The 24,896-nt window shown below is 73.7% G+C and carries 22 protein-coding genes; 14 read left to right on the forward strand and 8 right to left on the reverse strand.

Features of this window, described 5'->3' with window-relative positions; all coding sequences use genetic code 11:
• Nucleotides 1–41: 41 nt before the first annotated feature.
• Nucleotides 42–971: an NAD(P)-dependent oxidoreductase gene (locus ACZ4TW_RS01745; RefSeq protein WP_465539544.1), complete on the reverse strand. Its 930-nt coding sequence runs from the start codon at nucleotides 969–971 to the stop codon at nucleotides 42–44.
• A 273-nt stretch (nucleotides 972–1,244) separates the two neighbouring features.
• Between ACZ4TW_RS01745 and ACZ4TW_RS01750 the strand changes: the two genes are divergently transcribed.
• Complete coding sequence (locus ACZ4TW_RS01750) at nucleotides 1,245–1,622, forward strand: hypothetical protein (protein ID WP_465539546.1); 378 nt, start codon at nucleotides 1,245–1,247, stop codon at nucleotides 1,620–1,622.
• 207 nt (nucleotides 1,623–1,829) lie between these two features.
• On the opposite strand, the gene ACZ4TW_RS01755 is transcribed toward ACZ4TW_RS01750, so the two are convergent.
• Entirely contained in the window at nucleotides 1,830–3,404 is a 1,575-nt protein-coding gene (locus tag ACZ4TW_RS01755) for an FAD-dependent monooxygenase (protein WP_465539548.1), read from the reverse strand.
• A gap of 154 nt (nucleotides 3,405–3,558) precedes the next feature.
• Here ACZ4TW_RS01755 and ACZ4TW_RS01760 point away from each other — a divergent pair, with 154 nt between their 5' ends.
• A complete protein-coding gene (locus ACZ4TW_RS01760) occupies nucleotides 3,559–4,122 on the forward strand; it encodes an RBBP9/YdeN family alpha/beta hydrolase (RefSeq protein ID WP_465539549.1) in 564 nt (187 codons plus the stop codon).
• Here ACZ4TW_RS01760 and ACZ4TW_RS01765 read toward each other — a convergent pair.
• On the reverse strand, nucleotides 4,088–4,966 hold the full coding sequence (locus tag ACZ4TW_RS01765) for a DNA/RNA non-specific endonuclease (protein WP_465539551.1): 879 nt from the start codon (nucleotides 4,964–4,966) through the stop codon (nucleotides 4,088–4,090). The two genes, ACZ4TW_RS01760 and ACZ4TW_RS01765, sit on opposite strands and share 35 nt — an antisense overlap.
• 77 nt (nucleotides 4,967–5,043) lie before the next feature.
• Here ACZ4TW_RS01765 and ACZ4TW_RS01770 point away from each other — a divergent pair, with 77 nt between their 5' ends.
• From ACZ4TW_RS01770 to ACZ4TW_RS01800, 7 genes are all read left to right on the forward strand, one after another.
• Complete coding sequence (locus ACZ4TW_RS01770) at nucleotides 5,044–6,615, forward strand: molybdopterin-dependent oxidoreductase (protein ID WP_465539553.1); 1,572 nt, start codon at nucleotides 5,044–5,046, stop codon at nucleotides 6,613–6,615.
• Between the two features lie 61 nt (nucleotides 6,616–6,676).
• Nucleotides 6,677–7,012, forward strand: coding sequence for an ArsR/SmtB family transcription factor (locus ACZ4TW_RS01775; RefSeq protein ID WP_465539555.1), 336 nt, complete (start codon nucleotides 6,677–6,679; stop codon nucleotides 7,010–7,012).
• Nucleotides 7,009–7,473 (forward strand): SRPBCC family protein, encoded by a 465-nt coding sequence (locus ACZ4TW_RS01780; RefSeq protein ID WP_465539556.1) that lies wholly within the window; start codon nucleotides 7,009–7,011, stop codon nucleotides 7,471–7,473. The genes ACZ4TW_RS01775 and ACZ4TW_RS01780 overlap by 4 nt, the downstream gene beginning before the upstream one ends.
• 193 nt (nucleotides 7,474–7,666) lie before the next feature.
• Entirely contained in the window at nucleotides 7,667–9,511 is a 1,845-nt protein-coding gene (locus ACZ4TW_RS01785; RefSeq protein WP_465539558.1) for a S1 family peptidase, read from the forward strand.
• On the forward strand, nucleotides 9,483–14,771 hold the full coding sequence (locus tag ACZ4TW_RS01790; RefSeq protein WP_465539561.1) for a DNA/RNA non-specific endonuclease: 5,289 nt from the start codon (nucleotides 9,483–9,485) through the stop codon (nucleotides 14,769–14,771). The genes ACZ4TW_RS01785 and ACZ4TW_RS01790 overlap by 29 nt, the downstream gene beginning before the upstream one ends.
• A 150-nt stretch (nucleotides 14,772–14,921) precedes the next feature.
• Nucleotides 14,922–15,134 carry a hypothetical protein gene (locus ACZ4TW_RS01795; RefSeq protein ID WP_465539563.1) on the forward strand — a complete coding sequence of 71 codons (213 nt, stop codon included), beginning with the start codon at nucleotides 14,922–14,924 and terminating at the stop codon, nucleotides 15,132–15,134.
• Between the two features lie 76 nt (nucleotides 15,135–15,210).
• A complete protein-coding gene (locus tag ACZ4TW_RS01800; RefSeq protein WP_465539565.1) occupies nucleotides 15,211–16,086 on the forward strand; it encodes a carbohydrate kinase family protein in 876 nt (291 codons plus the stop codon).
• A gap of 12 nt (nucleotides 16,087–16,098) precedes the next feature.
• On the opposite strand, the gene ACZ4TW_RS01805 is transcribed toward ACZ4TW_RS01800, so the two are convergent.
• From ACZ4TW_RS01805 to ACZ4TW_RS01825, 5 genes are all read right to left on the reverse strand, one after another.
• Nucleotides 16,099–16,539, reverse strand: coding sequence for a pyridoxamine 5'-phosphate oxidase family protein (locus ACZ4TW_RS01805; protein ID WP_465539567.1), 441 nt, complete (start codon nucleotides 16,537–16,539; stop codon nucleotides 16,099–16,101).
• Nucleotides 16,536–17,951 carry an MBL fold metallo-hydrolase RNA specificity domain-containing protein gene (locus tag ACZ4TW_RS01810; protein WP_465539569.1) on the reverse strand — a complete coding sequence of 472 codons (1,416 nt, stop codon included), beginning with the start codon at nucleotides 17,949–17,951 and terminating at the stop codon, nucleotides 16,536–16,538. The genes ACZ4TW_RS01805 and ACZ4TW_RS01810 overlap by 4 nt, the downstream gene beginning before the upstream one ends.
• A gap of 15 nt (nucleotides 17,952–17,966) precedes the next feature.
• Nucleotides 17,967–18,806 (reverse strand): universal stress protein, encoded by an 840-nt coding sequence (locus ACZ4TW_RS01815; protein ID WP_465539571.1) that lies wholly within the window; start codon nucleotides 18,804–18,806, stop codon nucleotides 17,967–17,969.
• A gap of 135 nt (nucleotides 18,807–18,941) precedes the next feature.
• Nucleotides 18,942–19,421 carry a GNAT family N-acetyltransferase gene (locus tag ACZ4TW_RS01820; protein ID WP_465539573.1) on the reverse strand — a complete coding sequence of 160 codons (480 nt, stop codon included), beginning with the start codon at nucleotides 19,419–19,421 and terminating at the stop codon, nucleotides 18,942–18,944.
• 79 nt (nucleotides 19,422–19,500) lie between these two features.
• Nucleotides 19,501–20,418 (reverse strand): DNA-3-methyladenine glycosylase family protein, encoded by a 918-nt coding sequence (locus ACZ4TW_RS01825; RefSeq protein WP_465539575.1) that lies wholly within the window; start codon nucleotides 20,416–20,418, stop codon nucleotides 19,501–19,503.
• A gap of 105 nt (nucleotides 20,419–20,523) precedes the next feature.
• Here ACZ4TW_RS01825 and ACZ4TW_RS01830 point away from each other — a divergent pair, with 105 nt between their 5' ends.
• The 5 genes from ACZ4TW_RS01830 to ACZ4TW_RS01850 all read left to right on the forward strand — a co-directional run bounded on the left by ACZ4TW_RS01830 (nucleotide 20,524) and on the right by ACZ4TW_RS01850 (nucleotide 24,894).
• Nucleotides 20,524–21,657 (forward strand): trans-sulfuration enzyme family protein, encoded by a 1,134-nt coding sequence (locus tag ACZ4TW_RS01830; RefSeq protein ID WP_465539577.1) that lies wholly within the window; start codon nucleotides 20,524–20,526, stop codon nucleotides 21,655–21,657.
• A 105-nt stretch (nucleotides 21,658–21,762) separates the two neighbouring features.
• Entirely contained in the window at nucleotides 21,763–22,860 is a 1,098-nt protein-coding gene (locus ACZ4TW_RS01835) for an iron-containing redox enzyme family protein (protein ID WP_465539579.1), read from the forward strand.
• A complete protein-coding gene (locus tag ACZ4TW_RS01840; RefSeq protein ID WP_465539580.1) occupies nucleotides 22,857–23,162 on the forward strand; it encodes a CDGSH iron-sulfur domain-containing protein in 306 nt (101 codons plus the stop codon). The genes ACZ4TW_RS01835 and ACZ4TW_RS01840 overlap by 4 nt, the downstream gene beginning before the upstream one ends.
• Before the next feature lie 69 nt (nucleotides 23,163–23,231).
• Nucleotides 23,232–24,476 carry a cytochrome P450 gene (locus ACZ4TW_RS01845; protein WP_465539581.1) on the forward strand — a complete coding sequence of 415 codons (1,245 nt, stop codon included), beginning with the start codon at nucleotides 23,232–23,234 and terminating at the stop codon, nucleotides 24,474–24,476.
• A 64-nt stretch (nucleotides 24,477–24,540) separates the two neighbouring features.
• The gene (locus ACZ4TW_RS01850; RefSeq protein ID WP_465539583.1) at nucleotides 24,541–24,894 is read left to right on the forward strand and encodes a DUF7882 family protein; all 354 of its coding nucleotides are present in this window, start codon (nucleotides 24,541–24,543) and stop codon (nucleotides 24,892–24,894) included.
• Nucleotides 24,895–24,896: the final 2 nt, after the last annotated feature.

The raw sequence follows: 24,896 nt of genomic DNA on the forward strand, positions 1-24,896 counted from the left end.
TACCGAGGACGGGTGAACGGATGCCGCGAGCGAGCGGCCGCTCAGCCCGCATCGGGGTCGAACCCCGGCGTCCGGCCGTCACGTCCGACGTACTTGACCACGAGGCTGCAGTCCTTGTCGCCGTAGCCCTCGTCGATGAGCCGCGTGAAGCGCTCCATCGCGAGCCGGCCAGCGGCGAGGTCGAGGCCGGCGGCCTCGCCCGCGGCGAGCGCGTACGACAGGTCCTTCTCGGCGAGGCGCGTCGTGAAGGTCGCGTCGAAGTTGCGGTTCGCCGGGCTGGTCTCGACGACGCCGGGCACCGGGTACCACGTGCGCAACGGCCACGAGTCACCCGACGACACGGTCGCGATGTCGTGGAACACGGTCGGGTCGAGGCCGAGCGACTCGGCGAGGCGCGCGCCCTCCGACGAGGCCTGGAGCGTGATGAAGAGCATCAGGTTGTTGGCCAGCTTCGCCGCGATGCCCGAGGTCGGCCCGCCGACCACGAACGCGTGGCCCGCCATGGGCTGCACGAGCGCCGCCGCCTCCGAGGTCGCCTCCTCGTCGCCGCCCAGCATGAACGTCAGCGTGCCGGCGTGCGCACCGGCGATGCCGCCCGAGACAGGCGCATCGACGAAGCGGATGCCGCGGGCCTCCGCCGCCTCATGGCAGGCGCGCGACGTCTCGACGTCGACGGTCGACGTGTCGAGCACCAGCGTTCCTCGGCGCACGATGTCGAACACCCCGGGGTGCTCCGCGTCGCCGATGAGCACTTGGCGAGAGTGCTCGGATCGCGGGAGGGAGGTGAACACGGCGTCCGCGTCGCGCGCGGCCGCCGCGGCGTCCTCGACCGTGCGGATGCCGCCGGCCGCCGCCTGCTCGATCGAGCGCGCGTCGACGTCGAACCCGGCCACGTCGTGCCCGGCCGCGAACAGGTGCGCGGCCATCGGCCCGCCCATGTGCCCGAGCCCGATCCACCCGATGACGGCCATGGCGTCCTCCTCGACGTCGCGTCGCGCGGCCCGTCGCCGTGCTGCTCCCACGCTACGACGCGCGGGACGCGCACGCACCGGTCGCGCCCGGGGTCGCGCGCCGGAGGGCGGCTCGTCGGGCGCACGAACGTGCCCCCGGCGAAATCGAGACGTCACGGATGGCGCGTCGCACCGTGCATCCGCGACCGTTCGACGATACGCGGTCCGCGACTCGCCCCGGAGCCGGTTGCATCGCCGGGCCTGCTGTGGTCGGCTGTGATCAGGGGTGCGCGCATGACGAAGCCATTCGGATGCCTGACCGACGACGAGGTGCAGCACGCGGGGCGCGTCGAGTTGCGCCGGGTCGTGGTGACCGACGACGTGGAGTCCTGGGACCTGCTGCTCTACCCGGCGGGCGGGATCGAGCCGATCGCAGTCGACGCGTTCAGCCTCGACGAGTTGTCGCGCACGAATCCGCCGTCGTCGCGCGACCTCGCCGACGGCGTCGCGAAGGTGGTGCTCGGATGCCACGGGCTCAAGCGCACCGAGCCATGGGCCATGTCGCGCGACGCGACGAGCTGGTCGGCTCGGGTGGCCATCGTGCCGGTCGCGGCCTCGGGCGAGCCGGCCGAGCCGGCCGAACCGGCGGACCCGGCGGCAGCCGGCAGCTGACCGCCGCGTCACCGGTGCCCGGCATCGGAGCGCGGAGCCGCAGCGCGAACCCGGGCACGTTCCTCTCCCACGAATCGGTACCGAAGTACCGAAGTACCGAAGTACCGAAGTACCCGCCTTCGTGAGCGGCGAACGTGTTCGCCGAGGCGTAAGCCACAGCGCCGGTCAGACGTCAGCCGTCGGGCGTCAACCGTCAGGCGTCAGCCGTCAGCCCGAGAGCTGTTCCCTGAACGGGACCGGCACGGCACCGGGCCGACGGGCGCGCGCGGCGCTCCCCGCCGCCACGCTCGCCTCGGCCGCGACGAAGCCGTCGGGTCGCACGAGGTAGAGTCGGTCCGAGCGCAGGCGCCCGTTCGCGTCGGGTGGGAACACGTGGTGCTCGATGCCGAGCGCCGACGCGACGCCGCCCGCCAACTCCGCGGGGGCGCCGTACCCGTGCACCTGCCAGCGCATCGAGCGCAGTGAGTCGAAGTTCGACGGGTCGCCACCGGCATAGGGCAGGCGCTTGCCCACGATGTCGTCGCGCGCCTGCGAGCGCGAGGGGGCGGTCGGAGACATCCGGTACCTGATGCGCGTCTGCGACAGGAAGCCGAAGAGCCGCGGCCCGCCGATGAGGCGGGGCAGCAGCCGGATCGCGACCGGGCCCATCGCCGGGATCGCGCGGCCGCGGATGAACCGGGTCAGCGCGGTGTCGGACGTGACGAGTCCGAACAGCCGGTCGGTGGTGGCGACGAGCTTGCGCGCGACGGGCAGACGCTCGGCCTCGTAGCGATCGAGCCGCCGCTCCGGCATGCCGCCCACGAGCACGTCGGCGAGCGCGCAGGCGAGGTCGTGCGCATCCTGCAGGCCCGTGTTCATGCCCTGCCCGCCGACGGGCGAGTGGATGTGCGCGGCGTCGCCGACGAGGAAGCACCGCCCGTCGCGGAATCGCGCCGCGACCCGGTGGTGCAGGCGGTAGGTCGCGAACCAGGTCGACGAGCGGTAGCCCACCGTGAATCCCCGGGCGATGCGCGAGCGCACGAGCTCCTCGGGCAGCTCACCGCCCGCCGCGAGATCGGCGTCGCGCACGACGCCGAGGATGCGGGCATGCCCGGGTTCGCCCATCGGGAACGACAGCAGCAGGTCGTCGGGCGCCATGCGGATGTTCACGCGCCCCTCGACGAGGCCGGTCGCGCCGATCGCGTCGGCGACGAAGAACGTGTGCTGGTTCGTGACGCCCTCGAACGGGATGCCCCGCAGCTCGCGAACCGCCGAATGCGCGCCGTCGGCGCCGATCACCCAGCGCGCCTCGACGGCCGCGGGGCCGTCGGGCCCCTCGAACCGCGCGACGACGGAGTTCGTGCCGGGCTCGAGCGCCACGAGCCGGTGCCCCCACCGCACCTCCCGCCCGCGCGCGGCGAGCGCGTCGACCAGGAGCCGCTCGTTGCGGCTCTGCTCGAGCACCGTGATGTCGGGGAACGGCGTCGTGGCGGCGCCGAACTGCCGGAACGGGATCTCGCCGAGCACCCGATGCCGGAAGCACAGCACCGCGCCGAGCGCGGCACCGCGCTCGGCGAGCACCCGGTCGACGAGGCCGAGCTGGTCGTAGAGCTCCATCGAGCGCGCCTGCACGACCAGCGCCCGCGACTCGCGGGTCGGGCCGTCCTTGCCGTCGGCGATGATCGCGTCGACCCCGAGCTTCGCGAGCACGTTCGCGGCCAACAGGCCGCTCGGCCCCGCGCCGACGATCAGCACGTCGGTGCGGGCGGGAAGGGTCGGCGGCGTACCGGATGGGTCGGGCATGTCCCCAGCCTGTCACCGCCGTGATCGCCGACGGAAGGGACGGATGACGGAATGCGACGTGGTTCTCAGGTGGAACTGCCATGCTGGTCCGATTCCAAGATGCGGGCACCCCGGCGCCTTCCCCCGAAGCCCGCTCCCCGCCACGAGGAGTTCCGTGCATCATTCCGTCATCGTCCCCGGTATCGGCGGGTCGGGCCCAGCTCACTGGCAGTCGCGCTGGGAGGTCGGCCTGCGCGACGCACGCCGAATCGCGCCCGCCTCGTGGGATGAGCCCGACCTCGACGACTGGATCGCCGCGATCGACCGCGCCGTCGGCCACGCCGACCCCGTGCCCGTGCTGGTCGCGCACAGCCTCGGCTGTCTCGCCGTGGCGCATTGGGCGCAGCGAACGGATGCCGCATCGGCGCGCGTCGCGGGCGCCTTCCTCGTCGCACCGCCCGATCCGTCGGGCCCCGAGTTCCCGGGTGCGGCGGCGGCGTTCACGGCCCCGACCTCGCGCCTGCCGATCGCCTCGCTGGTGTTGGCGTCGTCGGACGATCCGTACTGCTCGCCCGACCGCGCCGAGGTGATCGCCGACGCGTGGGGCTCCCCGCTGCACGCGCTCGGCGCCCGCGGGCACGTCAATGTCGCGAGCGGATACGGCGAGTGGCCCGAGGGGCTGCAGCTGCTCGAGGACTTCGTCGCTACGGCCCGAGCCGGAGTTCGCCGGGCCGGCTGACCCGGCGCCAGTCCGAGAAGCCCGGCGTGCCGGGCCTTCCCGGCGCCCCTTCGACGGCCCCGGCACGCACCATCCGGTCGGCCTCGACGAGCGCCGGCATCGACATACCGGTGAGCGCCGCGACATCGGCGACCCGCACCTGGAACGTGCGGAACGGCCCCAGGTCGGGCACCGCCATCGCGCCCGCGGCGAGTCGCGCTCGCTCGCGCTCGTCGAGCGCGGCGCGCGCCGCCTCGGAGAGGTCGAGCACGGGCGACTGGTCGAGCACGAACCCGGCCGTCGCGAGTTCGTCGCCCGACCGCCACGCGACGACCTTCACGAACCGCAGCGGCACCCGGATGCCGCGATAGGGCGGATCGTCGGGGTCGAGCACCGGCGCGGTGAACACGCTCAGTCGCTGCGCGTGCACGCGCGCGTACTCGAGCACGTGGTCTTCCAGCCCGTTCCAGAGCTCGAGCGACTGGTTGAACACGCCCTGCTGCGGTGCGGCGTTCGTGTAGCGGAACGTGTCGGCGTTGGCGCGCTCGGCGACCTCGGGCGGGCCCCACACCGGGTCGCGCCGACGCACGAGATGCCCCCGGTCGAGGTCGTTGCGCGCGTACACCTCGGGCCCGGCCTGCCAGTGCTCGGGGATGCGCGCGTCGAACCGCCAGTCGTCGCCGCGCTCGACCTCGACGAGGGCCGCGCCGTCGACGTTCACTCCGGTCATGCGAGCCAACCGACGCCGCGTGTCGAGCAGGACCGTGAAGTGCAGGTAGTCGAGGGCGACGGATGCCTCGGCATCGGCCTCGGGAACCACCGGCATCGCCGCGTCGAAACCCAGGAAGCGCGCGTCGAAGCCCATGCGTCCAGCACACCATGCGCCCCCGACACGCAGGTGCGATGATCGTGGCGAGTCACTCCGCGGATCGGAGGAGCGGAATGGTCGAGCCCGCAACGGCCGTGCGCGCGCCGGCGACGACGGCGTGGGCGGCCGTCTCCGGCGTGATCGCCGCCGGAGCGTTCCTCGCCGCGGCCGAACTCGCCGCGATGTTCGTCGCGCGCGACGCGAGCCCCGTCCTGGCGGTCGGCGCGTTCGTGATCGACATCGTGCCGCAACCGGTCAAGGAGTTCGCCATCGCCGCGTTCGGCACGGCCGACAAGGTCGTGCTGCTCGGCGCGCTCGGCCTCGCGGTCGTCGTCGCGAGCGCGATCGCGGGCGTGCTCGAGCTCCGGCGCCCGCCGTGGGGGGCCGTACTGCTCGCGGTCGCCGGTGCGCTCTCGCTGGCCGCGATCGCGACACGGGCCGGCGCGGGGATGCTCTCGTGGGTCCCGCCCGTGGCCGGCACGGCGGCGGGCATCCTGGTGTTGCGGCTGCTCGTGCACCGGCTGCGCGCGAGCGTCGGCCGCGAGACCACGCCGGCGGAGGCCGCGCCGGCCGGCGGCGTCGACCGGCGCGGGTTCTTCGTCGTCGCGGGGATCGCCGCGGCATCCGCCCTCGTCGTCGGCATCGGCGCGCGGATCTCGAACGCCGCGAGCGCGTCGATCGACGCCATCCGCGACGCCCTGAAGCTGCCGGCACCCCGCACGACCGTGACGATCCCGGCCGGGGCCGAGCTCGACGTGCCGGGCCTCGCGCCGCTCGTGACGCCCAACGCCGACTTCTACCGCATCGACACCGCGCTCACCGTGCCGGTCGTCGACCCCGCGACGTGGCGGCTCGTGATCGACGGCATGGTCGGCCGGCGCGTGGAGCTCACGTTCGACGAGCTCGTCGCGATGGGCGTGGACGAGTTCGCGGTCACGTTGACGTGCGTGTCGAACGAGGTGGGGGGCGACCTCATCGGCACCGCGGTGTGGCTCGGGGTGCCCGTTCGCGACATCCTCGCGATGGCCGAACCCGAGCCCGGCGCCGACATGGTGCTCTCGCGGAGCGTCGACGGGTTCACCGCGTCGACGCCGCTCGAGGCCCTCGTCGACTCGGGTCGGGATGCCATCCTCGCGGTCGGCATGAACGGGGCACCGCTGCCGCTCGAGCACGGCTTCCCCGTGCGCATGGTCGTGCCGGGGCTCTACGGGTACGTCTCCGCGACGAAGTGGCTGGCCGAGCTGAAGGTCACGACCTTCGAGGCCGACGTCGCGTACTGGACGCCCCGAGGGTGGAGCGCCCGGGGGCCGATCAAGCTGTCGTCGCGCATCGACACCCCTCGAGCGGGCCGCCCCGTGCCGGCCGGCCGTACCGCGATCGCCGGCATGGCGTGGGCGCAGCACGTCGGCATCGAGCGGGTCGAGGTGCGCATCGACGACGGCCGGTGGCAGCGAGCGGATGTCTCGACCCCTGTGAACCGCGACACGTGGGTGCAGTGGGTGCTCGACTGGGATGCCACGCCGGGGAGCCACGACGTCACGGTGCGCGCCGTCGACCTCGACGGGCGCGTGCAGGTGGAGGAGCGAGCGCCGGTCGCGCCCGACGGCGCGACGGGCTGGCACCGGGTGGCCGTGACGGTGACGTGAGCCGCGACATCCGCTCGAGCTGATATTGAACTGATCGGTTCAGTGATGTACACTGAACCACATGGTTCAGCAACAGGCACTCGATCGGGCGTTCGCCGCCCTCGCCGACTCGACGAGACGCGAGATCCTGACGCGGCTCGGCGACGGCCCGGCGACGATCACCCAGCTGGCCGAGCCGGCGGGCATGACGCTCACCGGCATCCGCAAGCATGTCGACGTGCTCGAGGCCGCGGGCCTCGTCACCACCGAGAAGGTCGGCCGAGCGCGGCAGGTCCACCTCGGCTCCGAGCGTCTGGACGACGCGATGGCATGGATCAGCTACTACCAGCGGCTCTGGGAGCGTCGCCTCGACGGCCTCCAGGCCTACTTCACCCTCAGGAAGGGAACGGAATCATGAGCGACATCGGCACCAGCGAGACGATCGCCCTCCGCATGACGCGGGAGCTCCCCGCGACGCCCGAGGAGGTCTTCGACGCCTATACCGACGCCGAGAAGCAGAAGATCTGGTTCTCGATCCTCGACGAGGAGCCGGGCGTCGTCGAGATCGAGGTCGACCTCCGCGTCGGCGGCCGACAGGTGGCCGTGTGGGGACCCGACCGCGACACGCTGTTCCGCGAGGAGCAGACGTTCCTCGAGATCGACCGTCCGCACCGGCTCGTCACCGAGTCGTCCGGCAGCGACCCGAGCGGCGCGACGATGACCACGCACGTCGTGGTGACGTTCGACGCGGTGCCCGGCGGCACGCTCATGACGGTCGAGCAGTCGGGATTCCCGACGCCCGAGATCCGCGACTTCTTCCAGACCGAGGCGTGGGTCGGCGCGTTCGACCGCATCGAGGCGTACCTCAGGCGTCGCTGAGCGGGGCCCCCACGCCGGGTCGGCGCCTCGGCCCGAGCTCGCGCCGCTCCGGGCGCGCCCGGAATCACTCCCGGGCAGGCCCTGAACTTCCCTCAGTTCCCTTGCGTGCGCTCCCGCGCTGCGGTATCGAATGGGGTGACGGACGGGGCCGGCTCCGACCACGCCACGTCGCGGCGGACCGGGGGGACCGACCATGTGGACCGACGAGGACCTCGAGGAGGTCATCCGTCGCGCCCCGGATGCCGTCGACGACGCGCTCGCGGCCATCCAGCGGGACGGCGGCCGGGCCCCGGTCGACCTGCGCTCCTTCGCGGCGGCGGCCGCGCTGCTCGGGTCCGACCCGGTGCGGCTGTGTATCGACCACCTCCGCGGGCACGGCCTCGTCGGGCCGCTCATGGAGGCGCTGCGTGCGCGCGACGTGCGCCTGCCCGGCGACGAGGTCGACGCCGCTGATGACGCCGAGGCCACCCGCGGGTCCGCCGGCGGCCGCCTCGGCCTCGAGGACCTGAACCGGTTCACCGCGAAGGCCGGGCGGTTCCGGTGCCGGATCGAGGTCGACCACGACTTCAAGGGCACCGGATGCCTCGTGGGCCCGGGTCTCGTGCTGACCGCGTGGCACGTCGTGCGGCTGCACGGGCCGGACGGCCCCGACCAGCCGCTCCCGGAAGTCGTCGTCCGGCTCGAGGACGGCACGCGGCACGACGCGACCATGCCGCCGGTGTACCAGTCCCCCTGCGGCGACGGCGAATGGGAGGAGCGGGCGCCCGACTCGGACTCCGAGGTCGAGGATCGGCACGACGTCGCGTTGCTCTCCCTGCGGACGGCTGCGGCCCGCCATCTGGGCCATGTCCCGCTGCCCGAGTCCGCGCCGACGGTGGCGTCGCGGTCGCCGGTCTTCCTGCTCGACTTCCCGGGCGGCGAGGACGGCAACCTCGGCCACGGGACGGTCACGAGACGCCGGAAGGTCACGGCCCGCCTCCACCACGACATCCCGACCGCGAAGGGTTCGTCGGGCGGCGCGTGCTTCGACGACCGGTTCACGCTCATCGGGGTGCACCAGGCCGGGGCGACGATCTCCGAGGACGGCGATCGCGTCGTCAGGCGCGGTCGGTTCGTGCCGCTGGGACGCTTCCGGGACGAGGTCGCCGAGCTGGTCGCACGCGACGTCGCCCCGACCGCGATCTGGCGACTCGACGGCGACACGACGCAACTCGTGATCGGCCGCGACGGCTTCGCCCGCGCGGTCGCCGCAGCGGCCGGCGCCGAGAACGGCGCGATCCGAGGCATCCGGATCCGGCGGCGGGGCATCGCGGCCGGCGACGCCGGTCTCGGCTTCTCGCACCGCATCCTCGTCGAACTGCTCATGCGGAGGGGACCCGAGCACCGGGTCGTCGCGGTGCCGCTCGACGCGGCATCCGACGACCTGCTCTCGGACATCGCGCGATGGGTCGACCTGGCGGGGTTCCCGCTTCCGGGTCCGTCACGTCCTCCGACGGGGTCGCACGCGCCCGTCGAGGGACGACCGACCGACCGCGCGCGCCGACTCGCCCAGGCGATCGACCTCGCCGCGGAGGAGACCGGCAGGACCGTCTGGTTCTTCATCGACAACCCGTCGCTTCCGCTCCCCGAGGCCCGCCGACTCGACCTCGAGGCCTTCGTCGCCGAATGCCTCAACCTGCCGCGCATCCGCCTGGTCATCGCCGGCCTGGAGACGGTCCGGCTCGGCGGGCTCGAGTTCTCCAGCCCGGCGGCCGCGAATCCCGGGGACCCGCCGGGGCTCGTCGTCGAGGACATCGGCGGGTTCACCCGCGCCGACATCCTCGACTGCCTTACGCTCGCCACGACCGAGCTGACCGGCGACGCCGTTCCACGCGATATCGAGGTCGTGCTCAAGGTCCTCCTCGTGGACTTCAGGCCGTTCAACGGCATGTACTCCGACGCGGACCTCCCCGCGATCGTGGCCGCCCTCCAGAGCTACTTCCGATCCCTCCGCGCGGGCGGAGAGGCAGATGACGGACGAGCCGACCCCGCCGCGTGAGCGCTCGGGTGGCGACGTGCCGGCCGCCGAAGGGCCGGCCGGCCCGCCGGCCGACGCGCTCGCCGCGGCGGTGCTGCAGGCGCGCGAGTACGGCGCACTGTCGGCGGCATTCGACCCGGTCGACGCGCTCCGCCGCGTCGGGGAACCGTGGCGGGCCGACGCCGCGATGCTGACCGCGGTCGCGGCCGGCCTCTCCCAGGACTGCGACACGGTCGCCGCACCGGGCGGCGACCGATGGCTCATGCGCGGCGCCGCCCGCCGGCGGGTGCTGGACGGGCTCGTCGCTACGGGCGAGCTCCACGAGGCGATGCGGCGACGGCGCGATGAGCCGCTCGACGAGCCCGCCGCCGACCTCTTGGATGCCATCGCCGGGGAGGGAGCCTTCACGACCGATGCGATCGCGACCGCGCTTCGGGACGGCGACGTCGCCGCGCTGGAGCGGATCGCCGTCGGCCTGGGGCGTGCGGACGGCCACGCCGCCCGTCATGCCGACCTGTCGCGGGTGAAGTCCGCGCTGATCCGGGTCGAGCTGCTCGGCGCGGCGCGAGGATCGCCGGGAGAACGGGTCCCCGCCCGCCGGGCCGAGCTCGACCGGATCCTCCACTGGCTCGACACCGGATTCGTCGGCTTCCAGCCGGCGGTCCTGTACGTCGAGGGCGGCCCGGGAGTCGGCAAGTCCACCCTGGTCGACGAGGTCGCCGCGCGGCTCCTGGAGGGGAACGACGGCTGGGTCGTCGTCCGATTCGACTTCGAGCGCGCGGGCTTGGACGTCCAGGACACGATCGGGCTCTCGCTCGAGTTCGCCCGCCAGGTGTCGGGCCAGGTGCCGGGCTCGTCGTCGCTCGTCCAGCAGGCGCGGCAGCAGGCGGCGAGCCCGGGGCCGGGCGGGCCGCAGCTCAAGGGCGACAGTCCGGAGCGGGTACCCGAGGTGCTCGCGCTCGCCCTGCGACGTGCCCTCGACGCGCCCGCGCAGCGGGTGCTGCTGGTGCTCGACGACCTCGAGCTCCTCCGCGGCCGCGGCGAGACGCATCCCGCTCGGCTCTTCGAGTGGATCGCCCAGCTCGCCGAGCTGATCCAGACCCAGGTCGCGGTGCTCGGCGCCGGGCCGGGCGACGCCGTGAACGGCATCCGCGCGAGGATCGGCGAACGCATCGTGCTTCCGGGCCTCGATGCCGCGGCCGCGGACCACGAGCTGGAGCGGCTCGGCGTCGATCGAGCCGAACGCGGGACGGTGCGGGAGATCGCGCGGGGCGATTCGCTGAGCCTGAGGCTCGCGGCGCGGCTCGTGCGCGACCACGGCGCCGACGCCGCGCTGCAGGCCCACGGTCGTGAGGGCCTGACCGCACCCTACCTGTACCGCGCCCTGCTGGCCCGCGTGCCCGATGCCGACGTCCGCCGCGTCGTCGGTGCGGCCGTCGTCGCGCGGCGCGTGGACGCCGAGGCGATCACGGAGTTCGTCGGGCCGGCGTCGGGCCTGCGCCACCTCGAGCCCGCACGCGCGTCGCGGCTCGCCGAGGCACTCGCGCAGCTCGACTGGTTGTTCGAGCCCGACCCGGTGGCCGCCGGCTTCATCCGGCCCATCCCGGAGCTCGGCAGGATGGTCCGTCCGCTCCTCTACGCATCGGCGCCGGTCAAGTCCGCGCGCGTCGATCGCGACGCCGCGCGATGGTTCGGGGCTCGCGGGGAGCCATGGGCCGCGACCGAGGCGGCGTACCACCTGCTGCAGCTCATGCGGCGGACGACGGACCCGCCGACCATCGCGGCATCCGCGCTCGCACGCCTCGACGCCGACTCCATCGCGGAGCTCCCCGCGAACGCGCAGGAGTTCGTGCAGCTCGGCCGAGCCGAGCAGGCGGCGCCGCACCGGGACGGCGGCACGGCCCGCGGCACCTCCACCACGTCCAACGCGGTGCGCGAACTTCGCTCGCTGAACGGCCGCTCCGACTGGCTGGAGGGCGACGACCTGTTCGAGCGTGCGCTGCGCGGGTCGCCGATCGACCCCGCCGGCGCCGATGCCGACGTCGTGCTCACCTTCCTGTGGCGCTCCGGCCGCTGGACGGAGGCGACCCGCCTGATCGCCGACCGGGGCGGATGGCTCGGCGCCGCGCCGTCGCTCGACATGCAGTTCGCGCAGTCCCGGCTCGATGCGATCTGCCGGCTGGAGATGGGGGCCGAGTTCGCGTTCGGCGCGACGGTCCAGGCCCTCCGGTCGCACGACCACCTGCGGGCGCGCGCCGCCGAGCTCGCGTCGGAGCCGATGCTCACCAGTCTCGCCGGTGCGGCGCTGGGATTCGCGCTGCATCGCGTGGATCCGACGACGGCGACGCCCGCGTCGACGCGGCGTCCCGGTCATGATCCGCTCGTCGCCGCCGTCCTCCGGTGGGGTCGCCGCACCGATGGCACCGACGAGGCATCGCTCGACGCGGTGCGCGACGGCCTCCGCCGCATCGAGGACCGCACGGGCCCGATCGAGATCGAGCACGCCGACCGCACGAGCGTGCTCGCGCGTGCCTCCGCGGCGCTCACGCCGTTCGCGGACCTCGTCGAGACCATGAGCCGACTGCCGGGGCATCGCCACCTCGCCGACTACGCCGCAGCGGTGCAGCACCGGCTCGAGGAGCTCGGGAACCTCGCACCCCTGCAGACCGGCCCGTGGCCGGACCGCAAGGCCAGCCGCACGCTCGCCGTGCACGGCCTCACCGACCTGGGCCTGCTCGCCGAGCTCGCCGGCGCCGACGCGTACCTCCGACGCGATCCGGACCTGCGGCTCGTCGCCGCGGCCGCCGAGCGGTGGAGGCGCACGGTCGCGGGGTCGTGGTCCTACGGCACCCGGTCCCCCGCCGGATGGAACCGGCCGATCGACGTCACCATGACCGATCGGCTCGCCGCCCTGCTCGACTCGGCCGACCCGGCGGCCGCCGCCGCCGCGCAGCTCGAGGCGTGGGCGCCGGAGCACCCGAGCGCCGCCGAGGTCCTGTCGCTCCTGCGCGATCGTTCGCCGAAGACGCTCGGCGAGGCGGCGCGCACGGCAGCGCAGCGCGGTGCCGCGCCGGCAGCGGCGTTCCTGCTCCGCCGGAACCTACCGAGCGCCTTCGTCCCCGCCGTCGCGGTGCTGCTGGCCGCCCAGGACCGACGACCTCCACCGCCACCGGCCGGAGGACGACCCACCCCGCCCGCGCACCCGACCGAAGGACCCCTGACCACCACCACCGCCGGCGGATCGGATCGTCCCGCCCGCCGGCCCGACCGAAGGAACACGACCATGACCGACCGACGACCCGACGAGGAACGCCGACTCGGGGACCTGCGCAGGCGGCTCGCCGACTCGCCCGCCCTGCGCGACGCCGTCCAGCGGGCGGCGACGACCGGCCGACTGCCGGACGTGCTCGTCTCGCAGGGGTCCGCCGAGGCGCTCGACCGCGGCGACGAGCTCGAGAGCGTCCTCCAGCTCGACGCGCTCGAAGCGATCGTGCGGCGGGTGGGACGCCCACCGCTCATCGTGCGCAACGACGCCGTCGAGCTCGAGGAGCTGCCCGACTTCGCCGCCGGGACGGATGCGCTCATCAAGGGCGTGGAGCGGAGCGTGCTCTCGGTCGGCCGCGTCGAGTTCGTGAACCATTCCATGGCGTGGGGCGGCACCGGCTGGGTCATCGGCGAGGAGGACGCCTCGACGCGCATCGTCGCGACGAACCGGCACGTGGCCAAGGTCGTCGCGCAGCGCGGCTTCGACGGCAGCGGCGTCTTCCTGCGGTCGCCGACGACGGGCATGCGCTACGGCGCCGAGATCGACTTCAAGGAGGAGGTCGCGTCGAACCCAGGTGACGCCCGGCCGGTCGAGGTGGTCGCGATCACCTACCTGGCCGACGACGCCTCCCCCGACGTCGCGCTGCTTCGCATCGTCGGCGACGACCTGCCCTCGCCGCTGCCGCTCGCCGACGCCGAGGCCGAGGAGGAGCAGCTCGTCGCGGTCATCGGGTACCCCGCGTACGACTCGCGCAACGACGCCGCCGACCAGGCGAAGTACTTCCGCGACCTCTACGAGGTCAAGCGCTTCGCGCCCGGATTCGTGATGCAGGCGCTCGGCGGGCGCAAGTCGCTCACGCACGACTGCACGAGCCTCGGCGGCAACTCGGGCTCGCCGCTGATCAGCCTCCACGACGGCAGGGTCGTGGGGCTCCACTTCGCCGGCCGGTACGGCGTCGAGAACCACGCGGTCGGCGTGGGCACGCTCCGCCGGCTGCTCGCTGGCGAGCGACCGCTCGCCGCGGGCTTCGAGGCCGCGCGCGCCGGGCAGCAGCAGCTCGTCGAGGCGGCCTCGGACGGCGTCCACCCGCCGGAGTTCTTCGGCGAGCGCGCGGGCTACGACCCCGACTTCCTGGAGGGCGGGCTCAGCGCGCCGTGGCCGGGAACGACCGACGCCATGGAGTCCGGTCTCGCGCGTCCGAGCGACGAGGACCCGGGACATCCGTTCGAGCTCCGCTACACGCACTTCGGCGTGAAGTACGACCTCGGCCGGCGCCAGCCCCTGATCACCGCGGTGAACATCGACGGCGAGCACCCCGTGCGGATCAAGCGGACGGGCGACAAGTGGTTCCGTGACGCGCGGATCCCGCTCGAGGCGCAGCTGACGCGCCGGGACTACGACGATCCCGAGATCGACCGCGGCCACATGGTCCGGCGCGAGGACCCGAACTGGGACCCGGCGGCGACCTCGCCCACCGACGTCACGGCCCGCGCGAAGCTCGCCAACGACGACACGTTCCACTACACGAACTCCGCCCTGCAGCACTCGCGAATGAACCAGGGCAAGGATCTCTGGCAGGGCCTCGAGAACTACATCCTCGACAGCGCGCGAACCGAGGGGTTCCGGGCCTGCGTGTTCACTGGACCGGTCTTCCGCGCGGACGATCCCGAGCTCGCACCGGGCCTTCCCGTCCCGCAGGAGTTCTGGAAGGTGGTCGTGATGCCGAAGGCGGGCGGCTCCGAGTTGCACGCCACCGCGTACCTGCTGAGCCAGGGTGAGCTGATCCGCGACCTGCTCGAGAAGCGATCCCGTGTGGAGGGGCTCGAGGGCTTCGTGCTCGGACCGTACCGCACGTTCCAGATCGCGATCTCGGACCTCGCCGAGGGCACCGGCCTGGACCTGCAGCACTACGTCGAGGCCGACCCGCTGCGGGCGAACGCGATCGGCGCCGAGGCGATCGAGACCGGCGAGCCCGTCTTCGTGCCGCTCGACTCGCTCGCGCGGATCGTCGTGTAGCCCGCGGGTGGGGCAGACCTCGAGCAGCGGATGCCGCGGCGGCGGCGGGCACGCGGCATCCGCCGTGTCAACGGCTCGACGGATGCCGCCTCGAGGGGCAGCATCGAAGGTGGCGAGTCCGTTCAGGGCGCCGCCCGGATGGAGGGAACCATGGCCGAGACACCCGGCACGCAGGACGGCCCCGTCGAGGAGGGCGCCACCGAGGCGACGCGATCCGAGCAGATCCGCGGCATCCTCGAGCAGGTGCGCGAGGATGTGCGACTCGGGCACGCGCACGACGAGGGCGAGCTGCTGCGGCAGCGTCTCTCCGACGCGGGCATCGCGGTGAGCGCCGACGAGCTCGAGCAGTTCATCGATCGCTGACGCGACGGGCGCCGGCGCGTCATCCGGGGCAGGATGGGACGCGGTGCCGCGACGCGCGCGGCGGACGGGAGCGGGCGTGAGCGGCAAGGTGGTCATCTCGGGGCCGGCGGCGTGGAACCGGATCGTGCTGCTCGAGCAGCTTCCCGAGCCAGTGCCGCACATGCGGTTCGCCCTCGGCGACCACGAGACGGTCGGCGGCACGTCGGCGGGCAAGGCGCTCGGGCTCGCGGCGCTCGGGCGCCCGGTCGAGTTGTTCACCGTGATCGGGCGCGACGCCGACGGCGAGCGGCTTCGGGGCATCCTCGAGCGGGTGCCCGGACTCGAGCTCGACGTCGTCGACGGCGGGCGCACCGAGCGGCACCTCAACCTGATGACGCCCCGCGGCGAGCGTGTGTCGCTGTACCTTTCGACGCCCGACGACGCGCCCTCCCCCGACGACGGCCGGCTCACGTCCGAGCTCGAGGATGCGGCGGCGATCGTGCTCGACCTCTCGGAGCGATCGCGCCGGCTGATCCCGGACGCCCGGGCCAGCGGCCGCCCGATCTGGACCGACGTGCACGACTACGACGGCACTGCCGAGTACCACCGGCCCTTCATCGACGCCGCCGAGGTCGTCTTCATGAACGCCGATCGACTCGGCGCCGACCCGCTGCCGTTCCTGCGCCGCTGCCTCGACGACGGCGTCCGCCTCGCGGTGTGCACGCTCGGCCCGGAGGGCGCGGTGGCGCTCAGCGCAGGCGAGGGCGGCAGGGTGTCGGAGCACCGCGTCGACGCCGTGCCGGTCGAGGTCGTCGACACCAACGGTGCGGGCGACGCGTTCATGTCGGGCGTGCTGCACGCCACGCTCGATGGGGCGGCGATCGACTCGGCGCTCGAGGTCGGCGCCCAGCACGCGGCATCCGTGCTCGGCACACGGCACCTGCACCCGACGCTGGATGCGCTCGTCGACTAGCGTCGCGGGCGGCTATCCGTCGCCCGTGCGCGCGCGCTGGAACGCGCGACCGTGCACCTCGGTCGCCTCGACCCGCACCCAGCGGTCCTTGACCTCGGGTGCCCATGGCGTCACGCCGAGCGTCTCGGCGTGGCCGATCTCCCCCTGGCGTTCGAGTTCGCGTGCCCGGCCCTTGACGACGACGCTGTACGCCTCCTCGTCGGAGTACCCGTCGACCTCGAACGCCACGTTCGCGTGGATGGTCAGCTCGAGCAGCTTCGTCCCCGGCTGCGTGCGGAACACGATCGCGCGCCCATCGGGGCCCTCGTCGACCTTGTGGTTCACGGGGAAGATGTCGACCTCGCCCGCGGCCGCGGCCGCGATCCGGCCGTAGGGTGCGGTCTCGATGAGCCGCCAGCACTCCTCCTCGCTGAGGCTGCGCGTCGGCGAGCGGTCGTCGTCGGGTCCGTTCATGGGGTCCTCCTCGTTCGGGACGGTTCGGCGGTCGACAGCTCTCGCGATTCGACCGGCACGCGTTCGGAGTGGTCGGGCACGCGCACGGCCCAGCCGAGCTCGTGCTCGATCCTCGCACGCAGGGCGTCGGCCGCGTGTGGCTCGCCGTGCGTGACGTAGGTCATCGCCGGCGCGTCGGTCGCGGAGCGCAGCCACTGCACCACCTCGTCGGCATCGGGGTGCGCCGACATGCTGTCGAGCTGCACCACCTCGGCGCGGATCGGCACGTCTTCGCCGAACATCCGCAGGCTCCGCTCGCCCGCGACCAGCGCGGCGCCGCGCGTGCCGCCGGCCTGGAAGCCCGTGAGGACGATCGCGTTCCTGGGGTCGGGGCCGTACTCGCGCACGTGGTGCAGGATCCGCCCGCCGGTGAGCATGCCGCTCGCGGAGATGATCACCATGGGTCCGCCGCGCAGGTTCAGGAGCTTCGAGTCGTCGACGGTCGTGATGCGCGTGGCGAGCCGGTACATCCGCTCGAGCTCGTCGCGGTCGAGCCGGTGCTCCTCGGGGTAGCGCTCGTAGATCGCGGCCACGTCCACCGCCATCGGGCTGTTGAGGTAGATCGGCACGTCGGGCAGCAGGTCGCGGTCGCGAAGCCGCGACAGGTGCAGCAGCACGCTCTCGGTGCGTCCGACCGCGAACGCCGGGATGAGCACGACGCCGCCCTTTCGCGTCACCCGCCGGATGACCTCGCCGAGCCGAGCGGCGGGATCCTCGGCCGCGTGCCGGCGGTCGCCGTACGTCGACTCCGTCACCAGCACGTCGCAGCGCTCGAGCGGGGCGGGCCCGCGCATGAGCGGATCGGACGCGCGGCCGAGGTCGCCCGTGAAGTGCAGCTGCGCGCCATCCACCCGCACCCGCACCTGCGCCGCGCCCAGGATGTGGCCGGCGTGCACGAGGCGCGCCTCGACGCCCGGCGCGACCTCGCGGTGCTCGTCGAACCCGAGCTCGTCGAAGCGCGGCAGGGTCGCCCGCACGTCGTCGGAGGTGTACACCGGCTGCGGGTCGGCGTGCCGCGACCAATGGCGCGAGGCGGCGTGCCGGGCCTCCTCCTCCATGAGGTACGCGCTGTCGGCCAGCAGGATCCGGCACAGCTCGATCGTCGCGGGTGACGCCCAGATACGTCCCGTGAACCCGTCGCGCACGAGCGCCGGAAGGTAGCCGGAGTGGTCGAGGTGGGCGTGCGAGAGCACGACCGCGTCGATGGACTCGGGTGCGACCGGGAACGGGCGCCGGTTGCGCTCGCGGAACACCTTGTACCCCTGGAACAGCCCGCAGTCCACGAGGACGCGCACGCCGGCGGTCTCGATGAGGTACCGGGAGCCGGTGACCGTGTCGGCCGCACCGAGGAATCGGAGCTTCGTCTGGGTCATCGGGTCACTCGACGCTCATTCGACGTCGCTGACGACGATGACCGGCCCGGCCGCCGTCAGCAGCAGGTCGTGGCTGACCGACCCGAGCAGGAACCTGGCCATTCCGCCGGTGGCGTGGCTTCCGACGACCACCACGCTCGCGCGTTCGCTGAGCTCGGCGAGCACGGGTGCGGGCCCGCCGCGTTCGAGCCGGCCGGTCGGGCTCGCGCCGCGCGACCTTGCGTACTCGAGCGCGTCGTCGAGCACGTCGCGTCGCATCTCCTCCATCATCTCGACGTCGCCGAGGTACTCGACGTACGCCGAGTTCCAGCTCGTCGGCACGACCCACGCGTGCACGAGCTCGAGCGCCTGGCCGGACGCGGCCGCCTCCTCAGCACCGACCCGGATCGCGGCCATCGACTCGGCCGATCCGTCGACGCCGACGACGACGGTCGAGCGCGGCGTCGCGTCCCAGTCGTACGGGATCACGGCCACGCAGCCCTGCCCGCGACGACCCGCCAATCGGGCGCCCAGCGTCCACGCGGTCTCGCGTCCGTGCGCGGACGTGCCGACGACGACGAGCGCGTCGTGGTCGAGGTAGGCGCCGAGCTCCTTCTCGGGACGACCGTGCACGGTGTGCGTCGTGACGGTGCGACCGGGGTGCTCGGCGCGGACCTGCTCCGCTCGGTCCATGAGGCCGACCCTGGCGGCCGAGAGCTCCCCGGTCGCGCGCAGATACTCGCTCGACTGGTCGGTGCCGGGGATGATGTGCACGAGCGCGACGGTCGCGTCGCCGCCGCGGCCGAGCGCCCAGCGCAGCGCCGACTCGGCATGCGGCGAGCCGTCCCAGCCGACCACGATCTGCGAGAACACCACGACCACCCCTTCGCCGGCCGCTCCGCTGCGGTCCGTGCTGCCAGCCTCCCGGAGCGCGGCGCGCCGAGGTGGGCCGAAGGTCACTCGGGCGACCGGACGGCGCGGCGCGCGTGTCGCCCGGCAGGGTCGCGCCCGTCAGAGCTCGCGGATGTAGCAGAGCATCCGGTAGTCGGTGCCGGGCTGGATGTTGACGAAGCCGTGGCGTTCGTAGAAGCGCCTGGTGTCGGTGTCGATCTCGTCGACGTTGATGTGCACCTCGGCGGCGCCCCGCGCGCGGACCTCGTCGATCGCGTGGACGAGCAGCGCCGTGCCGATGCCCCGGTCGCGCAGCGCCGGGACTACGTAGAGCTCCTCGAGCTGGGCGAGCCGTCCGTCGTGGTACGGGGTCGGTCGAAGGGTGAGGTAGGCGAACCCGGCCGGCTCCCCCGGGTCGACCTCGGCGAGCGAGACGAGGACGTCGGGTCGGGCGAGGAGCGGACGGAATCGCCGGCCGAACGTCGCGGCGTCGGGCGTCGGGCTCTCGAACTCCGTGTTGAAGTCGAAGAGGAGGCGGCCGACGGTGCCGGCGTCGTCGGGAACCGCGTCACGCACCCGGATGTTCGCCGTCGTCGCCATGGCTTCCCCCTTCGAGGCTCGAGCAGGCCGTGGACGGACCCGAGCCTACGCGTGCCGGCCGGGCGGGCGGATGGCGCGCTCAGTACGCCGTGTGGTCGACGAACGCCAGGCGCGCGCCGCGCCGCGGCCGGCCGCGGAGGCCGGCGGCCATGAGCAGGCGGATGACGCGGTACCGCTGACCCGCCCAGGGTGCCAGGGCCTCGAGCATCTCGTCGTCGGTCATGTCGCGGCCGTGGAGGGCGTGGCCGACGTAGTTCGCCAGGTGGTAGTCGCCGACCGAGACCGCGTCGGGGTCGCCGAGCGCGCGCTGGGCCACCTCGGCGGCGGTCCACGGCCCGATGCCGGCGAAGTACGTGAGGCGCGCGGCCGCGTCGGCGTGCGGGAGGTCGGCGGCCTCCTCGATGCGGTCGGCGTGGGCGGCGACGCGCTGGATGGTCGCCGCCCGCTTGGGATCGACGCCCGCACGGTGCCATTCCCAGACGGGGATGGCGCGCCATCCGCTCGCCGACGGCACGACCCGCATCGGCCGCGGGACCGGCCCCGGTGCGGCCGAGCCGAACCGCTGCACGAGCCTGCGCCACGAGGCGTGCGCCTGCAGAGTGATGACCTTCTGCTCGAGGATCGCGGGCACGAGCGACTCCATCACGCGCGCGGTGCGCGGGACGCGCAGCCCCGGATGGCGCCGATGCGCGTCGTCGAGGACGTCGACGCCGGTGCGGAACCCGGTCGTGTCGTCGCGCTCGCCCAGCATGGACGGCGCGCTCGCGATCGCCGCCTCGGCCCCGGGACCCCACGCCTCGCAGCGCACGAGGTCGGGCGCGCGCTGGATGACGCGCAGCGTCGCCGCACCCGCGGCGGTGAGCGTCGTGCGCCACACCGCTCCGTCGGCCGCCAGCGCGAACGTCGGGTCGCCCGGCCCGCGCCGCAGCACGCCGAGCGTGTGCCCCACGTGCGTCTCGTGCGGCGCGCGCCAATCGAGTGCGAGGTCGGGGGTCACCCCTCCAGTCTGCGCCCTGCCGCCGTCACGCGACACCGCGTCCCGCGCGCGATGCGCGCGATGCGCGAGGATCGTAGGACCGCCGAAGACCCGAGGAGCACCGCCATGACCGCCGACCACGAGGCATCCGCCACCCCCGGCATCGCCCGCCACGACGAGCACGCGGGCCTGCACCCCGACACGCTCGCCGTGCACGTCGGCCGGCCAGCGCGCGAGCCCGACGCGCCCATGAGCACGCCCGTGCACCTCGCGTCCACGTACCACGCCGGCGGTCCGGCCGCCTACGGCCGCTACGGCAATGCGTCCTGGGCGGCCTTCGAGGCGGCGCTCGGCGCGCTCGAGCGCGGGCACTGCGTGTCGTTCGCGTCGGGCATGGCCGCGATCTCTGCCGTGCTCGACCTCGTCCCGACCGGCGGCACCGTGGTCGCGCCGCGCCACTCGTACACGGGCACGATCGGCCTGCTCGACGACCTCGCCGCCTCGCGGAACGCGACCGTGCGGTACGTCGACGTGACCGACACGTCGGCGGTGACGGATGCCGCGCCCGGCGCCGACCTCGTCTGGATCGAGTCGCCCACCAACCCCGCGCTCGAGGTGGCCGACCTCGCCGCGATCGGCCGCGCCGCACGCGCGGCCGGCGCGCTGTTCGCGGTCGACAACACGTTCGCGACCCCGCTGCTGCAGCGGCCGCTCGAGTCGGGCGCCGACCTCGTGGTGCACTCGGCGACGAAGTCGATCTCGGGCCACAGCGACGTCATCATGGGCGCCGTCATCGCGCGCGATGAGGCCCTTCGCGACCGAGTCGAGGGCCGGCGGCGCCTGCACGGCGCCATCCCCGGCCCCATGGAGTCGTTCCTGGCGCTGCGCGGCCTGCGCACGCTGCCCGTCCGGCTCGAGCGCGCGCAGGCCACCGCGCAGGCGCTCGTCGAACGGCTCACCGGCCACCCCGCGCTCGACGAGGTCCGCTACCCCGGGTTCGGCGCGATCATCTCGATCGTGGTCGCGGGCGGGGCGGATGCCGCGGAGCGGGTCGCCGAGGCGACCCGGGTGTGGGTGCACTCGACGAGTCTCGGCGGCGTGGAGTCGCAACTCGAGCGCCGCCGCCGCTGGGCCGCGGAGGCCGAGACCATCCCCGAGGGACTCGTGCGCCTCTCGGTCGGACTCGAGCACCCCGACGACCTCGCGCGCGACCTCGAACGGGCGCTCGAGGCGGTCGCGCCGCCGATCGCGACCGACTGAGCCGCCGGCGCACCGTCATTCCGCCGCGCGCCGGTCAACCCCCTGCCTCGCCCTCGTCCCCCGCCGTAGCGTGGAAGTGGACGCGAACGCGAGGAGGCACGCGAAGTGACGACGACCGATGCGGTGACATCCGCGGAGCCCGAGATGTCCGGCCAGGCGAACCACGAGCCGTCGGCCGTGAGCGATCCAATGCGGCCGATGTCGCTGCCGGAGCCGCGCGGGCCGCTGAGCGCGGCGCTCATCCGGCTCATGCGCCACACCAGGCTCGCCGGCCTCGACCTCGTCGAAGCCAGCGCCACCGGGGCCCTGGCCCGCACGACCGACGTGCTCGACGACGACGACATCCAGCTCGCGCTGTTCCTGCTCTACGAACTGCACTACGGCGGCATCGAGGGCGTACCCGACGCGTGGGAGTGGGAGCCCCGGCTCCTGAAGGTGCGTCTCGAGCTCGAGCATGCGTTCGAGCGGGGCCTGCGCCGCGTCGTGCCGCAGCCCACCGCGACCCGCGGCGTGCCCGAGGCGCTGTTCGAACTCGTCTCGCGCGACGACACGCCCGGCCTCTCGAGCTGGGTCGAGCGCGACGCGACGGCCGAGCAGGTGCTCGAGGTGCTCGCGTGCCGTTCCATCTACACCCTCAAGGAGGCCGACCCGCACACGTGGGCCATCCCGCGGCTGCACGGTCGCGCGAAGGTCGCGCTCGTCGAGATCCAGGCCGACGAGTACGGCGGCGGGCGACCGGAACGCCAGCATGCCGAGCTCTTCGCCACCGCGATGCGGGCGGCCGGCCTCGACGACCGGTACGGCGCGTACGCCGACCACGTGCCGGCGCGCGCGTTCACCTCGATGAACCTCATGTCGTTCCTCGGCCTGCACCGGCGGTGGCGCGGCGCGATCGTCGGCCACCTCGCCGCGTACGAGATGACCTCGACGCAGCCGTGCCGCGCGTACGCGCGGGGCCTGCGCCGCCTGGGCTTCCCCGCCGACGTCGTCGACTACTTCGATGAGCACGTCGAAGCCGACGCCGTGCACGAGCAGTTGGCCGCGCGCGAGCTCGCCGGCGGACTGGCCGAGACGGAACCCGCGCTGGTCGACGACCTGCTCTTCGGCGCATCCGCGTGCCTGACGATCGACGGACGGCTCTGGAACGGCATCCGTGCCGCGTTCGAGCGCGGTGAGTCGGCGCTGCGGATGCCGCTGCCATGACCGGGCACGGCGCGGGCGCGCCATCCGCCGAACCGACGAGCATCACCGCGTGCCCCGACGGACCCCTCATCGTGCGCGGGCCGATCGAGCTCGTCGACGAGCACGGCGAGCCGATCGAGCGCCGCCGGCGCACCGTCGCGCTCTGCCGGTGCGGCGCGTCGGCGATCCGGCCGTTCTGCGACGGGTCGCACCGCGTCGTGGGCTTCCGCACCGAGCCGCCGGCCCGCACCCCCGCGGTCGTGCTGGCCGAACCGGTCGACGTCGACGTCGACGACGACGAGCTCGGCGCGGCGATCGCCTGACCCTTGCGACCGGTGCTCCTGCGGTCAACCCCATGGCCCCATCCCGAGCGGGCTGCATACCGTGGGAGGGTGAACGACTCCGACCGTACGATCCCGCGATCGCCGGCACCCGACGACACCGTCGCGTTCCTCCGCAGCGGATACCTGTACGGCACGCGCCGGTTCCGGGCGCTCGACACCGACGTATTCGAGGCGCGGCTCGGCGGAGTCAAGGGGGTCGTGATGCACGGACGTGATGCGGCATCCGTGTTCTACGAGGGCGATCGATTCTCCCGGGCGCGGGCTATGCCGACCTCGGTCCAGCACCTGCTGCAGGACGAGGGCAGCGTCCAGACCCTCGAGGGCGAGGCGCACCGTCACCGCAAGTCGATGTTCGCCCGCATGCTCGACGAGCCGAGCGTCGCCCGCCTCGTCGACGAGTTCGAACACGAGTGGGCGCGCGTTCGCGCCGAGCACGCGGGCCAGACCGTGCCGCTCTACGACGTCGGCAACCTCGTGCTGACGCGCGCCGCGCTCGCCTGGGCGGGCGTTCCCTCCGGGACGGTCGACGACCGCGAACTCGCGGGCCGGCTCGCGGCGATGGTGGATGCCGCGTCGGCGATCGGCCCCGTGAACTGGGTCGCCCGCGCGAGGCGGCGCCGCGCCGAGGACTGGGCCGCAGCGCTCGTGGCCGACGTGCGGTCGGGGCGGGTCCGTGCCGGCGACGAGACCGCGATCCGAACGATCGCCGAAGCGGGCGACCACCACGGCGCGCCGCTGCCCGAGGAGGTCGCGGCGGTCGAGGTGCTCAACGTGCTGCGGCCCGTCGTCGCGATCAGCCGGTACCTCGTCTTCGCCGCACATGCCCTGCACACGCACCCCGCATGGGCGCCCGTGCTCGCCGAGGACGCGGAGGCCGCGACCCGGTTCGCGAACGAGGTGCGACGGTTCTACCCCTTCTTCCCCGTCATCGCCGGCACCGTGCAGAGCGGATTCGACTGGCGCGGGCGCCGGTTCGAACCCGGGGAGCGCGCCATCCTCGACCTGTACGCCACCAACCACGACCCGCGGAACTGGACCGAGCCCCGCCGGTTCATGCCCGAGCGGTTCGAGTCGTGGGACGGGGATCCCGACACGCTCGTCGCGCAGGGCGGCGGCGACGTGGCGACGGGTCACCGCTGCCCCGGGGAGGCCGCCACCATCGCGCTCACCGCGCGATTCGCGCGCCTCGCCGCCCGCGGGCCGTACGAGGTGCCCGACCAAGACCTGCGCATCAGCCTTCGGCGCATCCCCGCGCTGCCGATGGACCGGATGCGCGTGACGATGCGAACGTGAGGGAGGTGATGGTCCGGGAGCCGCGAGCGAGCGCATCGACTCTCTGGTCGATGCCGCGCCGGTCGTGAGCGCCCGGTCCGCCGACATGGGAACACTGTTCTACAGTGCAGCGCAGTACCCCATCCGAATCGACGATGCCACCCTCGCGAGCCTGAGGATCGTGCTGGAACGGCGGCTCGACGCCGGCCGCGGGCTCACCCTGTCGTGGTCGGAAGCCGGGTTCGGTCCGTCGACCGTGTGGCTGCACCCCACGATCCCCGTGCGCCTGAACGTCGACGACCCGGTCGCCCCGGGGCCCGACGCGAGGGTCATCGACGCGATGACGCAGGAGATCGAGCAGTCGGGCGGCATCGTGCTGCCGCCCGACGGTGACTCGTGGCTGCGCGACCTGAGCCCGGACGGGGGCGGCGTGATCTGATC

This window comes from Agromyces sp. NPDC029043, from assembly GCF_055564615.1.